Here is a 14,519-nt window from a genome sequence, read left to right as displayed (position 1 = left end):
TAGCCCGATGCAGTAATCGCATAGGTGTCTACATCTTCACCGGGTTCACGGGTCAGGTTTAATGTACCGCCAAGGGACGTCTCCTCATCACCGTTTACAAAACCACTGTACGTGACTGTAAAGGCAGGATCGCTCTCCCCATACACCTTGGTCTTATCCTCTGCCGTAACCATAAGTGCGGCAGGGGTGATTTCCAATGTACCGGCCGTGTAACTGATCGTATAGTTACCGGAGGTATAGCCCAATGCAGTAATCGCATAGGTATCTACATCTTCGCCGGATTCACGGGTGATATCCAGCGTACCGCCAAGGGCCGTCTCCTCATCACCGTTTACAAAACCACTGTACGTGACCGTAAAGGCAGGGTCTTCCTCACCGTACACCTTGGTCTTGTCATCCGCCGTCACAGTCAGTTCGGCCTTGTTTATGGTAAGGGTATGCTCTACCGGGGTTGCGGCAAAGTACTGATCGTCTCCTTCCTGGGTTGCCGTAATTTTTACGGTTCCGGATTTCAGGATAGTGGCCTGGTTTCCGGAAATACTTACTATAGAAGTATCTTCCGAAGTATAGGTTACCGTAAGTCCCTGATCGGTTTGTTCATCTCCAAGGGTAAAGGCATCGTCCCCGTATGTTTTCTCAGCTATTTCCGGGAAGGTAATCTCCTGGGCCAGTTTATTTACCGTTGTAAATCTCCACGTACCGGAAGCAGCAGTAAACCCTGCAAACGTATTATCGTGCTCATCTTCTACAAAACCAGCCGATATTTCTACGGCCACCAGGGTATTCACCGGCAGTGTAGTATCTACATCAAAAGAAAAACTCAATCCGTCCGATGCAACGGTGATCTTACTACGGTCGTCCGTGTCGGACAGATCCAGCGAAAACAATACGGTCGTACCGTCGTACAGGTTCACCACTCCGCTATTTCCTAAAATGATCTTTTCATCAAAAGTAAGGGTCAGTGTGGGTTCAAGGGATACCTCGGTGGCGTTGTTCGCAGGAGCGAACGCCGCAGTTACCGGTGCGGTCTCATCGGTTACCGTAATGGTAAAGGCCTGCTCCGTGTATCCGGACGCATTCTGGGCCCTGATAACCACAGGGTGATCTCCCAATTGGGATTTATCCGGTGTACCGCTTAATATGGCTCCGGTCTGAAGTCTGTACACCTCGTTCGATCCATAACGTGCATATACCAAAGCACCCGACGTCGTAAAGGATAAACTCCAGATATTATCGTTAGCATTTTGAGAAATCGTCTCGAAGGTAGACCAGGAAGCATCGTACTTGCGTACCCCTCCCCCGGCCATAGAAAGGTAAAAATTACCGGTGGCATCCTGTTTTACAGATGTCACAGCGGACGGAAGGCTCGAAAGTACCGTAGTCAATGAGGTGCCGTCATATTTCAGGATACTTCGGTTACCATAGGTTGCAATATACAGATTATCGTCATCATCCATAACCATCCCGAAAGGTCCTCCTCCCGGCAGACCGTCTGTATTGTTCAGCAACACCTCAAAGGATTTGGTGGTCTCATTAATTTTCAGGATCTCCGTGGCTCCGTAATTCGCGGCGTAGAGAAAACCATCCTTATCGGTAAGGGACAAAACACCACCGTTCCTGGCAATCACAAGCTCCTCAGCAACTGCCGGGTTGTTAAGCGGCACCCGTGTCAGCGAAGAAGTTGCGTTGGCATACCTGGGTATATAGATATATGCTCCGGAAATATGCAAAGCATACACACTACCGACAGTCAGTCCTGATCTCCAGGAAGTCGTAGTGCCATCCGGAGCTATTTTAAAGATCTCCGTACCATTCTGTCTTATGGCATAAATATTACCGCTATCATCTCCCGCTACCCCGGAGAGCTGTGTTCCCTCAGGGAAATCTCCGAATAATGTAGCTCCGTTTTGTCCGTCGGTACTAAAGGTAAGCCAGTCCGGTAAGGTTGGTGCGGAAAGCGTAGTTTCCAGGTCACCTTCCGTGCTGGCTACGATACCATACGAATATGCGGTATTATAAGGAACCGAAGTTATAGGGGTACTGGTAATGGTAGGTGCGGGCACTGCTCCATCTGCGATTGTTACGGAGGTTGTAGCGGTACAACCGTTATTGTCCGTAACCAGTACGCTATAATTACCCGCAGACAATCCGTTTGCCGTAGCCGTCGTAGCCCCACCGGGAGACCAGATATACGAATACGTACCGGTTCCGCCGCTTACGGATACCGTAGCGCTACCATCCGAACCTCCGTTGGTACTTACATTGGTATACGATGTGATGACCGCCTGCAATGCCGAAGGTTGGGATATCGTAAAGCTCCTTTGGGACGTACATCCTATATCATCGGTGACCGTTACGGTATAAGTCCCTGCGGAAAGCCCTGTTGCAGTGGAGCCCGTGCCCCCGGCAGGTGACCAGGAATAATAATAAGGCGCTACGCCACCCGTAGGAGAAACTGTAGCCGTACCGTTAGCTCCCCCGTTACAGCTCACATCGGTCTGGGAACCGGAATCCAGTACTATAGCAGAAACCGTTAGGGTTGCCGTACCGGAAGTAGCCGAGCCACTGCCATTACTTGCTACACAACGATACACATAGCCATTAAAGGCTGCAGTTGCTCCGGTTACGGACAAAGTAGCCGTTGTAGCCCCGGAATAGGGGGCACCGTTGGCTATATCCGAAAAACCTGACCCGGTATCCACCTGCCATTGGTAACTCGTAGCATCTGAAGCTGTGATAGAAAAGGTCGTATTCGAACCCGTACACAGGTATCGGTTGGGAGGGTTTGCCGTAATTACCGGTGATGCCGCAGGTGGTGTATCTTCTACCGAACCGCTAAGTTCGCCATGTGTAGCATCCAACGGGTCACAACCATAATCGTCCCCGTTGGTCCAATTGCCTATGGCGATGTTTGGCGGGTTGGGAGCTGTAGCTACATCACTGAAATAGAACAACTCGCTACCGGGACCATCATCACCATCTGTAGCATTAAAATAGATTTCCCAACGGCTGTCGGCTGTACTCCACTTTATAATAATCAGTTCCCCGAAAGCGCCGTTCGCAGGATTGCTTTTATACACGTTTCGGCTCACCCCACTGCCATCGGTAATATTACCGTCCACATTCAGGGTATAGGAAGGCGCAAGGCCGATGTTTTCACATCCTCTGAAGGTTATTTGCCCGAAGGCCTCTGACCACCAGCCGGAACATAAAAAAAGAAAAGAAAGCAGTAAAAGTTTTTTCATATACAATCTATTAGTATTTTTCTGATATGCCCGATTAATTTCTTGGAGGATAAATACCGTAGAGACAGATGATATAATTAAGCCCCAGGTAGGGTTGCATGTTATTCACGGGAATTCCCCCTCCTGTAAGACCGGTCATTTGTATATTCATAGTGGTATTGGCCGTATCGCTGTACTCTTTGTCTACGGCCCCGGTATTTGCGGGATAGTTATTGGAAGGATCGGCTGAATTTCCGGCCTGATTATTCGCCCGGATAGCATGGTTATGCGGCGGGATATTAGAGGTCAGCAGCGTATTCGTATTAGTACCTCCGGCTTCACCAAGATCTACATACTGTAATCCCGGCCCCTGACTATCACCATTATGTACGGGTACTCTCCCCCTCAGGTCTGGCAGGGCAAAAGTTGTTATTCCATCACCTCCGTAAGTAGTGCCAAGGATACTGAAAAGCGCACTGTTACTGGCAATAGAAAGTAACTGTCCGTTACAGAAAGCCCAGTCCTTGGGAGGAAAGTTTCCTGCAAATAATTTGATAACTCCGATAAATTCATCCATGATTTTTGTTTTTATAGTTCTAAGATTCGTTAGTATTCAACAATTGAGAAGGACTCCCCTGCATATCACCCGGTAGCCGCCGGAAAACCGGAATCCGTACCGCCGGAAAACAACAAGCCTTAACCGGTATACAACCGTCCGGAGAACGTGCGTGACATAAAATCACATACGATCCTGGGGTGTACGGCCATCTTATAGCCATACACTTCCTTTTCGAAAAGTTCCGGGAATGTTACATTAAAAAATACTCGGGAATGTACACGGTATGATCGAAGACTTCAGATCATCGTGTTCCGGGGTGTAAAGGTTTTTCATGATAGGTTGATTTTTTCAGATGATTGTTTGTGTAGTACTGTCCGGAATGGTAAAGACCGGATAGAACGCAGAGGCTAAGCCGGAAAAGGTGGGGATCTGTCTTTCCGGTATGGTGTTCGGTACCGTATACATCAAAGAAGTATGCAATGCATAGCTGAAAACAATCTTCTTTTTAAAGATCGCCTGTCTGAAACCCATAATTTGTCCGGGAGTATTATAACAAACGGTGAAATAAGGACAGGGTAGCATTTTAAGCATACGGGTAGTTTTGATGTTAAAAATAGTATCATATACGATGTTGCATCCTGTCCTCATGGTATAGTTTTGCGAAAAAACATACCTGTACCCTGGTACAGGTTTACATATAAAACACTATATACAAATACATTAACCATTCACAAATTGTAACACTTCCGTACGGTTCTTAATGTCGAGTTTGGTATATAAATTACCCGTATGGAACTTTACGGTACTTACGGAAACATATAATTTATCGGCTATTTCACGGTTAGTTTTGCCTTCCAGAATATACATCAGCACTTCGGTTTCTCTTTCGGTAAGCTGAAATTCTTCGCGGATGCCGTCGATATCCGGAATACCGTGCTGGGACTGCTGCTGCAAAAACATTTTTTCCTGATCGCTGAGTTCTTTCACATACCTGTTGATCTCCCTTTTATAAAAACTGTTCTGCAGCATCACCCGTTTTACCTCGTATATTATAGCAAAACTTATAGTCATAATCTCAAATAAACTCACGAGCTTAAACGTACTCCGCCCGAAATGATCTCCCTGAAACACCCCGTATTGATGCAGGTTATACGCCACTCCAAACAAGAGAACTATCCCCAGTGTTATAATCAGAAAACGCGCCAGTACATTAACGCGAAACAGCCTGATAGCTGCCCAGCAACACAAAGCCACCACAAGAAAATTACTGCTATGCAATATGTGCAACATCATATCGCCAGGGTAGATAAGATAGATCGCCAGGCACAGTGCAGCGACGGACAACACGATTACGGAATGCCATACAAATTCGGGATAGCGATATTTCAGTTCCAGAAAATGATAGGTAAACATGCAGGCAAACACTACATTGAGCAAGGCCGTGATCATCATATAATTGTCCAGCAACCAGGTATTGAAAATCAACGCACCTACAATGCCATCTTCGTACAGAAACATAAGGCTTATCCCCGATAGCAATAAGGTGTAGGTGAGAAAACGCCTGTCTTTAAAAACAATAAAGAATATGAGGTTAAATACCACGGCCATCAGTACAATGCCGTAATATATTCCCAATCCGAGAAAGTTGAGCCGCTCCCTGCTGCTAAATACCGGCTCCGGTAATACCGAGAACTCGATCATACTATACAGGGCTACATCGGCCTTAAAATAGATATAAGAAGCCTGCGTACGTATCTCAAGCTGATTGTACCTGTAAAAAGAACCGGTCTCTTCCTTATACCTATTACCCGATCTGCCGATGAGCCGGAGTCTGCCGTTTACATATTCGTAAAAGCAAACAGCCCGGAAATTGGTATTCGATATCGTAAGTATAAGGTCTGTATTCTTTTCTTCGGGCCGGAGATGATATCGGAACCAGTAGATATTGTCACCGGCTTTATACTGATCCAGCCGCTCATACCTCGTAGGCAGAAATTCTTTGCCCGCTATATCCTCCGGCAGGCCATCCTGCAATATGGCAGCATGCGACATGGCTTCCCCGGGAGTCAATAACAGCGTTATGAATACTATACCGAAATAAAAATAACGCATACTCCCCGATGCTTCCCTTTCTGAGAAAAGAAATGTACAGGTTATATTTTTTAAAATACGGAACACAATAAAATAAACAATATTTAGAAAACCTATCAAAAAACAGGCTGCATCAATAACTCGCCGTTTTATCAGATTTCTATACAAACTCCGTAATAGGAAGAAATACCGGAAGGGTAGTAAATGTGCATGTTTATAAAGTTTCAGTTAGGGTCGGATTATACAGGCAAAGAAAATGAAAAGCTCTCATAATAGCAACTTCCACGTATAAAAACACAACAAAGCGTAGTATTTTATAGCAATTAAACCGTAAAAAAAAGACACCTTTCTCTATTTGTGATGTTTACCTTTACGATACATTCCCAATTCTTTCCCAAATCTCTTTTCAATTTTGTACGGTAAAACATAAAAAACCTATAGATATGCGTACAAAAAAGAATGTTATAGCGCTCTTTACATTGATGATCACTGCCCTGTCTGCAACAGCTGCGTTTGCCCAGGAGCGCGTTATTTCAAAAGCCGATCTTCCGCAGCCCGCAAAGACGTTCCTCGATAGTAATTTCAAAGAACAAAAGGTTATACAAGTCGTAAAAGACACCGAATATCTCGTAAAAACAACCTACGAGGTATTGCTGGACAACGCTATGGAACTGGAATTTGACGGTAAGGGAAACTGGAAGGAAATAGACGGTAATCACAACCCCATTCCCGAGTCCCTGGTACCGGAAAAAATAGGACAGTACGTCCAACAGAATTTCCCCATGCAAACAATAAATAAAATAGAAAAGAGTTCTGTTAAATACGAAGTAGAACTCGCAAACGACCTGGACCTGGAGTTTTCGCTGAACGGGGAGTTTCTGCGAATAGATGATTAATCTTAAAAACAAGTATCATGAAAAAACGTTTTGTAAAAGGATTGACCGTATTAGGAATGATCTGTGCCTTTGTGGCCTGTAGCAGTGATGATGACAACAATAACGAAAACCAGATCGATGCTTCCGATCTGCCCGCTGCCGGGATTGCCCTGCTCGAGGTAAACTTCGAAGGTGCTACCGTAACACGGGCGGAAAAGAAAAAAACACCGGACGAAGACGGTACCTTATATGAAGTAACCCTGAGTAACGGTTTTGAAATAGACCTCGATGCCCAAGGCAACTGGACGGATATCGATGGTAACGGACAGCAGGTCCCCGATGCCCTGGTTCCGGACCTGATCTTGTCGTACACCCAGGAAAACTACCAGAGCCTTTTTATAGAAAGTATCGATATGGAAGTCACCGGGTATGACGTAGAACTGTCCGACGGTACCGATCTCGAATTTGATACCGAAGGTAATTTTGTTCGTGTAGACTCTTAAATCTTTAGTTATAGTTAAACACTGCAAAGGAGTTGTCTGAAAAGGCAGCTCCTTTTTTTATGATCCGGCAGGAGGAAAAACGGCTCCTGCACTTCACCATATATCAGAATCAACGTGTTTTTAAGCCGGGTTTTTCCAGGAGTTTCTATGGAGTATCCCCACAACCATTGGCCCGGGTTTTGCCCCTATCAGAGCTCATAATTCTCCCCCGGCTCCAGAGGCGCAAAGGCTCTTTGCTTTTTAACGGGACGGAGCGGGTTCCGGGAATTTACGTAGCGGGGAATACCTTTTATAACGATCGAAAATTTCCTTGTCTGGACCTACCACTCTTGGGTCCTCCGTACGCTTTAGTTCATCAGTCAGTTCCTGTCTCAACTTTTGTTCGTCTGCTGCAAATTCCGGCATCCCCGCAAGGTTTTCCAGGCAATACGGATCTGTCTTTATCGCATAGAGTTCAAATTCGGGTCTTTTGCGTACGGCCAAATCCAGAAAGGGTTTTATAGCTTCATCCCCGGCATGTTCCAGGAGATACGTTTTGGCAGGGCAATCGTCTATATCCGTATACGCGCTTTGCGGTATATATTTTCCGTCGTCTCCCACTCCGTTTACAGGAAGCAGTTGCAAGGTATCTTTCGGGTCGTACTTTCGGGGGGCTCCTGCCGGCCATCGCTCCGGCCGCATGTTCCAGATATATAAAAAATCCCTGCTCCGAATAGCACGTTGCGGATAGCCCCGATTTTTATACCTGGACGAGGAATGCCGCTCTCTTCCCGAAAAGGCATACGTATCCGCTTCTTTGACATATCCTTCCCGGTCGGAGGTGAGTATTCCCAGAAAACTCTTTCCCGTTATCGGCATCATAGCTCCCGGATTGGTACGGGCAACCTCCAGAATGGTCGGAGCAATATCTACAAAAGACACCGGGTCTTCGACTATCCTTCCCCCGGGAAATTTGGCGGGGTAACGGATAGCCATGGGTACATGTATCCCATATTCGTAGGTGTTGGCCTTGGCTCTCGGAAAAGGTTTACCATTGTCTGACGTAACGATGACCATGGTATTTTCCAGTTCTCCCGTATCTGCCAGGTACTTTAGAATATAGCCAAGGTGGCGGTCAAACCACTCTATCTCTACGGCATAATCCAGCAGATCGCCCCGAACCTCCTCGTTGTCCGGAAGAAACCCGGGAACCTGCACATCTTCCGGACGCTTTCCCATTCTTTTCCAGGAACCTTTTTCATAAGCCCTGTGGGGTTCGTGCGCTCCATACCAAAAGAAAAAAGGCTTATCCCCCTTTATGTTTTCCATAAAGTACCTGAAATTTTCGTAATAGTCCGTGGCGCTAATTTTATCGGTATAGCCTTCCAGGTTTTCCTTTTTATCGTGTTTTATATCGGAATGGGCAATTCCCCCCGCATTCGTAGCCCGCCATAACGAGTCGTGCTCATCTCGTGCATACTGAAAAGGCCCTACACCTTTCCCGGTGCGGCCGGTGCTGTATCCTCCTTTTTCCAACGCATCGATAAACGGAATATACTTCCTGGACCAGGAAGATGCATGCTGTCCGGATTGTTCGTTTTGCCACGGGTACCGCCCGGTGACAATAGAGCTTCTCGACGGGGCACATCCCGGTGATCCTGCAATGCAGTTGGAAAAATATACCCCTTCACGGGCTATACGGTCAAAAGCAGGGGTATTTACAAAGGTACTCCCTGTAAAACTCGTATGGGCAAAAGACTGGTCGTCACTGATCACAAAAAGGATATTGGGCCGTTCGGCAGCGGTTTTCTTATGCTGACAACTCCATCCCTGTAGTACTACCCCTATCAAAATAACAAACCGAACATTTTTTAACATCATATTGTATTACTTGGTTATGGCATGCCCCGAACCCCAATACCGATCATTCTTACAATCGGGGAAGAGCATTTATGTTACAGCCCGCTTAGCAGCAAAAAACAGCTATGCCCTACCTGCGGCACACCACCCTTATACCATATCTCATGGACTACCGTACTTCTCCTTCTCCTGTTATCAGCAATGCTCTCCGGTATCGTACCATACGCACAATGAGGTCTTTCGGCAAGGGCTTATCCAGCGGAAACTGTACCGACCCCTTGCCTTTGGTATACCCGCTCAATGCCCTGTCGAACTTTTCCATCGTTGTCGGGTGCGGATAAAAGCCTACATGTTTTTTATATCCTGCAATCATTACCTGCTGTTCTCTTTTGCCGTTCTTCACCAGAGCATAGGCCGGAATGTTATAATTGATGAGCTCGGCAGCATCCGGCACTGCTTCCAGGATACATGCTTTAAGTATAGACAATGCCTTTCTGGTAGCTTCGGGCTGGGCGTCAAAATAGGCATTGACGGATTGATATGTTTTAGAATCACGCATACGATCTCAATGGCAGGATGATCAGAACCATTTTAACAAAGGGTACCCCAATATAATACATTATTCCCATCTCCACAAAGGGGCAACGGCAAACCGGCTTACGATCTGTTTTGTGGCGCATACGCCAACTCCACCACGCCAGACCGAAAGGTCCGGGTTCCGGTACATCGAAGTTACAGACGATGGTCCAGGGCTTCGAACAACGGTTTTCCCTTTCCGAGAGCTACGGGATGTACGGAAATCGTATAGACATCCACAAGGTCCAGCCGGATAAAAGTGCTGATAAGGCTGGCGCCGCCATACAGCCAGATATCTTTGCCATCCTGCTGTCGGAGCACCCGTATTGCCTTCGGAATACCGGAAGTGATAAAAGTAGCACCGGTGTCCTTCCTTTCGGTATGGGAAAACACCTATTTGTCCATGGTATGCAGGTGTCGCCACATGGATTTTTCGGCTTCGGGAGCATCATCCCCGGGCTGGTAGTTTCCCCAGGCATCATAGCTTACCCGCCCGTACAACACGGTATCCACGCGGTCCAAAAAAGCCCCGAAGTCCATATCATCTTCCATAATACACCAATCTACCTCGCCCCCGGGCCCCTCGATAAAACCATCGAAGCTCACCGCAAGGTTCAAAATAACTTTTCTCATGCTTATATGCCTAATGTTTTTTGTGTTCTATCCGACCGTCTTTTGCTAACAGCATACGGGTTTTAAAATTAAAAAATATTGCCACGTATAGCACCCTAACTAATGATCATAGCGCAACTTTAGCAGAGCTTACAGCGAAAAAACCCGAATATTTATGCTATATTTAATGTAACCCGTTGTGCATTATGAATACAAATCGTTGTTTACGTCGTGCTGAACGCAGTCGGAACCTCTCCTGCTGTCCGTAAAGATCCTTCGACAGGGCCCTGGATGACGTCTTTCAAACTATAATGCACAACGGATTTAATGTAATATCACGGGGCGTATTATACCATCTCCACCTTGGTTGATCGGCTCAGTAAAAATAACCGGATATAAACAACCTGATCACAAAAATATACAACAGTATGGCAGTTACTGCAATTTTAGAGCAACTTCACTTAAAAAGAATCTGGCGCAAATTAACCCATAGTATCGGGTTTATCCCGGTAATCATGGGACTTTGCGGTGTGTTAACGGCCTACCTCTTGGGGTTCCTGGAAGACTGGGGGATCAGCCGGTTTTTAAATGAAAATTTCGAAAGCGTTTTGATCCGTAGTGCCGGTACGGCAACTTCGGTAATGACATACCTGGCCGGGGGCATTATTTCCATCATGGTATTTAGTTTTTCCATGGTTATGCTTTTGCTCAATCAGGCATCGAGCAATTTTTCGCCCCGTGTGCTCCCCGGACTTATTTCGGTAAAAAAACATCAATACATTATCGGCAATTTTTTATTCTCTTTGTTGTTTATCACCTTCGTTGCCGTAAAAATCAAACCCAATGACGATACGTATGAGTTGCCGGGATTTTCCATGTTGGTCGGTATTGTCCTTACCGTAAATTGCCTCTTTAGTTTTATTTACTTTATAGACTCCATTTCCAAAGCCATACAGATCGATAATATTTTAAAGAACATTCGGCGTCTGGTCATTCAAAGTATAAAATCGGATTCAGCAATGCGCTCGGACCACGGAAGCTTTGAAACAGGTCCGGACTGGAAGGTTTATGCCTCGGAAGAATTCGGATATTACAAGGGGATCAACCAGGAAGCGATGTTAAACCTGTCCAAAGAACATCATTTCCAGATTGCGTTTTTGGCGTATCAGGGAAAATATATCTCGCCCGGTGAAGCGCTTTTTTCGTGTTCGCAGGCCTTGGAAAAAGAAGTGATAGCGTCTGTACGCCACAACATCTACATCAATCTCGATCCGGAAGATGTGATGGAAAATTACGTTTACGGATTCAAACAGGTTGCGGAAGTAGGCGTCAGGGCCATGTCTCCGGGGGTCAACGACCCGGCAACAGCCATGACCACGATCGATTACCTGTCGGAATTCTTCTGCCTGATATTGCCATTGAATACCCTGAAGTTTTTGGAAAAGGACGATTACGTAGGTGTGTCTTTACACGTTATTTCGTTCGGGGAATTGCTGTCCGAGTTGATGATGGAATACAGGATGTACTGTAAGGGAGATGTTATCGTAAGTCAAAAACTGGTACTTATGTTACAGCAAATATCCAAACATCCGGATTGTACCAAAACCCATACAGCCATCTTAAAAGAGGAATTGGAAAAGTTGCTGTTCGACGTAGAAAAATCCATTGAAAATCCGAAAGACCTGGAATCGATCAGAGGAATCATCCGTTTGGGGATACATTAATTGTAGGGGGAAATTTTATAACCCTTTAAAAATAAACTATGAACTAAAATCATAAATCCATTGGTAATCCAATGATTTAATTCATTCATTTCCTCCTCACAATGCTATCCACTCTACAAACTTCAAGTCTGCTGAAATCATTCGAGCCAAAATCCGGAACCACTGTAAACGGTATACTCGGTTTTGGCTCGACTATTTTTTACATTGTTAGTATTAATATATTTGTTTATATTGTAAGTATTCAAATAAATTTAGATGCAGTTACTTCATACCATTGAAGATGTTCACAAAATTATTGAAACTCAAGGAAGTAGTCCTCTACTTGTAACATGCAATGATTTCAGAGATTGGGTATGCAAGTATGACAAGTTTCCTGCATATCTATTTAATGAGTTAATAGCATCTGAATTTGCCAAATTGTGGAAGATAAAAACGCCGGAGACTTGTTTTATTAAAGTTAAAAGCGAACATATTCCTCATGATAAATATCCACGATTACAATCAGACTGGTTTGAAAAGGAATGTTTCGGATCTTTATATCTGGAAGCATCAAAAGAACTGGACCATACTACACTGTCCATGTTTCAAGAAAAATCTTTTAGAGATAAAATTGGGGATAAGACTGACTTTTTAAAAATAGCGTTGTTTGATATTTGGATATCTAATGAAGATAGAAATCACAATAACTTTAATCTACTTTTATATGCTTCTTTAAATAAAATGATTTTTTTCTATGCCATTGACCATGTCAATATTTTTAATTCTACATTTCTTGATTACGGAATCACACAATTAACTGAAGATGAGTCTATAATCAAATCAGATATAGCAAAAATTTTGTTTGGAAAAGACAGGAAATTGACAGACATTGTGAATACCTTGGTTGAAATGTTATACCTTTGTAGCAAAGCATGTGAAAATAAATTAGATGATATTCTAAATTTAGTTCCTGTTTCCTGGCATATTGATAAGAACCTGATTAAGAAAAGAATAACGGATAATTTATTTTCAGATGATTGGAAGAAACAATGTGCGCTAAACTTTAGAGCGTTTGTACAATCTTTTATTATTAATTAAAATGAGAACTATTTATTCGATACTTTATGTCAACCTAAATGCTGCTCTGAATGAAAGAGTGAGTATAGGACTGCTTGTATCCAATGGTTCTAAAAATTATTTTAAATTCTCTTCCGATAAGCTTTTGGCTCTAAAAGGAATTTTAAGTGATGAGCGATATCGTCTGATTAAGAGTTATCTAAAATCAATAGAAAAGGATCTCGGTAAGGCTGCCGCCGACGCTAATAAATTAATTAGTGAGAGAGACTTTAAAAATGATTGGATTAATGAAAGGTATTTAGGATATCTTTCCAAGTATTCAAATAATATTATTCAGTTCTCCGAACCCAAAGTAATAGATATAAATTTAGAGGACAACACATTTAAAAGAATTTTTGAAAAGTATATTTTCAAGTACGCTGAAGAAACAAACATAGCTCCTGCATTTAATGTTCATGCCATAGTTAAAAAGAAGTTGTTTCCTAAAATTGCTGAAAGAGTAAATATTGAAAAAACATTAACTTCTACTGATTTTGAAAATTTGTTTGCACCAATAGATATAGATTTCATAGGTGTAAATGGGATTCCTGTGGCGGGACAAACTATAGATTTTGAAAAACAACACTATTTTCTCGAAAATGATGTAGCCAGATTTGTGTCTCTTACAAAAGCTATAGAATTGGAAGATAATTCAAGAGGAAAGTATTTTGTTTTGGGAAGAGAACCTCAAAAGAAAACAAACAAAAATCACTTACTTTGGGAACAGATCAGAGATACTGAATTTTTAGAGTTTGTCGATGTTGATGAAGTAGGAATTATTGAAGAATACATTCAAAAAAATAATGTAAAACCTTTTTTTGAATAGTATTAAATATTCAAAAACTTAACATCTTAGAGGGCATTCCCACTCTGTTATCTCATCTTTTAAGACTTTTGCAATGGTTGCTTAGGCTCACCTAATTTTAAATTGATACCTCCTGTTTTTTAAGTACAACCAAGGGCCATGAAGTATGAAGTACATAAAAAGATTTGCACTCATATATTCATTTTGAATACCCTCAAAACAGGGACACGTATTTGCCTATACTTTTAAAGTGCAAATCCTCTGACCTCACACTCACAGTGCTTTACATGGATATTCCGGTGATGCTGACCCCTCATTCCGGCCATACTGACCCTCTAAGGATTTTGGTCAAAAAAATAAGTTACTGACAATATTACAGTTTTTTTCTTAGACTTTCCCCCTTGAGTTCTATTCGATGTGAGGTGTGTACCAATCGGTCTAAAATAGCATCGGCTATGGTTGCTTCTCCAATAATATCATACCAGCTTCCCACCGGTAATTGGCTGGCTATAATAGTTGAGGATTTTCCGTGCCTGTCCTCAATGATTTCCATCAGATCCATTTGTTGTTTCTTGTCCAGGTGGGCCAGACCAAAGTCATCGAGGATTAGCAGATG

General features: G+C 43.6%; 14 protein-coding genes. 5 read left to right on the top strand and 9 right to left on the bottom strand.

Features of this window, described 5'->3' with window-relative positions; genetic code table 11:
- From BT112_RS21070 to BT112_RS21055, 4 genes are all read right to left on the bottom strand, one after another.
- A partial coding sequence (locus BT112_RS21070) for an MBG domain-containing protein (RefSeq protein ID WP_175545854.1) occupies nucleotides 1–3,245 on the bottom strand: 3,245 nt, incomplete at its 3' end.
- A 34-nt stretch (nucleotides 3,246–3,279) separates the two neighbouring features.
- Nucleotides 3,280–3,801: a phage tail protein gene (locus tag BT112_RS21065; protein ID WP_072319430.1), complete on the bottom strand. Its 522-nt coding sequence runs from the start codon at nucleotides 3,799–3,801 to the stop codon at nucleotides 3,280–3,282.
- 330 nt (nucleotides 3,802–4,131) lie between these two features.
- Nucleotides 4,132–4,374 carry a hypothetical protein gene (locus BT112_RS21060; RefSeq protein ID WP_139276339.1) on the bottom strand — a complete coding sequence of 81 codons (243 nt, stop codon included), beginning with the start codon at nucleotides 4,372–4,374 and terminating at the stop codon, nucleotides 4,132–4,134.
- 129 nt (nucleotides 4,375–4,503) lie between these two features.
- Nucleotides 4,504–5,895, bottom strand: a complete 1,392-nt coding sequence (locus tag BT112_RS21055) for a 7TM diverse intracellular signaling domain-containing protein (RefSeq protein ID WP_139276338.1) — start codon at nucleotides 5,893–5,895, stop codon at nucleotides 4,504–4,506.
- 422 nt (nucleotides 5,896–6,317) lie between these two features.
- Between BT112_RS21055 and BT112_RS21050 the strand changes: the two genes are divergently transcribed.
- Nucleotides 6,318–6,770, top strand: coding sequence for a PepSY-like domain-containing protein (locus BT112_RS21050; protein WP_072319427.1), 453 nt, complete (start codon nucleotides 6,318–6,320; stop codon nucleotides 6,768–6,770).
- A gap of 17 nt (nucleotides 6,771–6,787) precedes the next feature.
- A complete protein-coding gene (locus BT112_RS21045; RefSeq protein WP_072319426.1) occupies nucleotides 6,788–7,252 on the top strand; it encodes a PepSY-like domain-containing protein in 465 nt (154 codons plus the stop codon).
- 240 nt (nucleotides 7,253–7,492) lie between these two features.
- Here the strand turns inward: BT112_RS21045 and BT112_RS21040 are convergent, their stop codons facing one another.
- The 4 genes from BT112_RS21040 to BT112_RS22105 all read right to left on the bottom strand — a co-directional run bounded on the left by BT112_RS21040 (nucleotide 7,493) and on the right by BT112_RS22105 (nucleotide 10,300).
- Complete coding sequence (locus tag BT112_RS21040) at nucleotides 7,493–9,112, bottom strand: sulfatase family protein (protein ID WP_083565029.1); 1,620 nt, start codon at nucleotides 9,110–9,112, stop codon at nucleotides 7,493–7,495.
- Between the two features lie 148 nt (nucleotides 9,113–9,260).
- On the bottom strand, nucleotides 9,261–9,650 hold the full coding sequence (locus BT112_RS21035) for an iron chaperone (protein WP_072319424.1): 390 nt from the start codon (nucleotides 9,648–9,650) through the stop codon (nucleotides 9,261–9,263).
- Between the two features lie 173 nt (nucleotides 9,651–9,823).
- Nucleotides 9,824–10,060 (bottom strand): dihydrofolate reductase family protein, encoded by a 237-nt coding sequence (locus BT112_RS22110; RefSeq protein WP_245777084.1) that lies wholly within the window; start codon nucleotides 10,058–10,060, stop codon nucleotides 9,824–9,826.
- Entirely contained in the window at nucleotides 10,061–10,300 is a 240-nt protein-coding gene (locus BT112_RS22105) for a dihydrofolate reductase family protein (protein WP_245777083.1), read from the bottom strand. It lies immediately after the preceding gene.
- 407 nt (nucleotides 10,301–10,707) lie between these two features.
- On the opposite strand from BT112_RS22105, the gene BT112_RS21025 reads away from it, so the two are divergent.
- From BT112_RS21025 to BT112_RS21015, 3 genes are all read left to right on the top strand, one after another.
- Entirely contained in the window at nucleotides 10,708–12,003 is a 1,296-nt protein-coding gene (locus BT112_RS21025; RefSeq protein ID WP_083565028.1) for a DUF2254 domain-containing protein, read from the top strand.
- Between the two features lie 255 nt (nucleotides 12,004–12,258).
- Nucleotides 12,259–13,080: a HipA family kinase gene (locus BT112_RS21020; RefSeq protein WP_083565027.1), complete on the top strand. Its 822-nt coding sequence runs from the start codon at nucleotides 12,259–12,261 to the stop codon at nucleotides 13,078–13,080.
- Nucleotide 13,081: 1 nt separating this feature from the next.
- Nucleotides 13,082–13,924, top strand: a complete 843-nt coding sequence (locus BT112_RS21015) for a hypothetical protein (RefSeq protein WP_139276337.1) — start codon at nucleotides 13,082–13,084, stop codon at nucleotides 13,922–13,924.
- Between the two features lie 352 nt (nucleotides 13,925–14,276).
- Here the strand turns inward: BT112_RS21015 and BT112_RS21010 are convergent.
- On the bottom strand, nucleotides 14,277–14,519 hold a 243-nt coding region (locus tag BT112_RS21010), incomplete at its 5' end, for an ATP-binding protein (RefSeq protein WP_175545828.1).

The organism is Sinomicrobium oceani, assembly GCF_900119185.1.
GTDB lineage: Bacteria > Bacteroidota > Bacteroidia > Flavobacteriales > Flavobacteriaceae > Sinomicrobium > Sinomicrobium oceani.
This window is presented reverse-complemented; position numbering and strand designations above follow the sequence as displayed.

What these genes read in the sequence shown, in the direction of transcription:
- BT112_RS21065 (WP_072319430.1), bottom strand. Translation starts at nt 3,801, where the DNA reads ATGGATGAATTTATCGGAGTTATCAAATTATTTGCAGGAAACTTTCCT.
- BT112_RS21060 (WP_139276339.1), bottom strand. Translation starts at nt 4,374, where the DNA reads ATGCTTAAAATGCTACCCTGTCCTTATTTCACCGTTTGTTATAATACT.
- BT112_RS21055 (WP_139276338.1), bottom strand. Translation starts at nt 5,895, where the DNA reads ATGCGTTATTTTTATTTCGGTATAGTATTCATAACGCTGTTATTGACT.
- BT112_RS21050 (WP_072319427.1), top strand. Translation starts at nt 6,318, where the DNA reads ATGCGTACAAAAAAGAATGTTATAGCGCTCTTTACATTGATGATCACT.
- BT112_RS21045 (WP_072319426.1), top strand. Translation starts at nt 6,788, where the DNA reads ATGAAAAAACGTTTTGTAAAAGGATTGACCGTATTAGGAATGATCTGT.
- BT112_RS21040 (WP_083565029.1), bottom strand. Translation starts at nt 9,112, where the DNA reads ATGATGTTAAAAAATGTTCGGTTTGTTATTTTGATAGGGGTAGTACTA.
- BT112_RS21035 (WP_072319424.1), bottom strand. Translation starts at nt 9,650, where the DNA reads ATGCGTGATTCTAAAACATATCAATCCGTCAATGCCTATTTTGACGCC.
- BT112_RS22105 (WP_245777083.1), bottom strand. Translation starts at nt 10,300, where the DNA reads ATGAGAAAAGTTATTTTGAACCTTGCGGTGAGCTTCGATGGTTTTATC.
- BT112_RS21025 (WP_083565028.1), top strand. Translation starts at nt 10,708, where the DNA reads ATGGCAGTTACTGCAATTTTAGAGCAACTTCACTTAAAAAGAATCTGG.
- BT112_RS21020 (WP_083565027.1), top strand. Translation starts at nt 12,259, where the DNA reads ATGCAGTTACTTCATACCATTGAAGATGTTCACAAAATTATTGAAACT.
- BT112_RS21015 (WP_139276337.1), top strand. Translation starts at nt 13,082, where the DNA reads ATGAGAACTATTTATTCGATACTTTATGTCAACCTAAATGCTGCTCTG.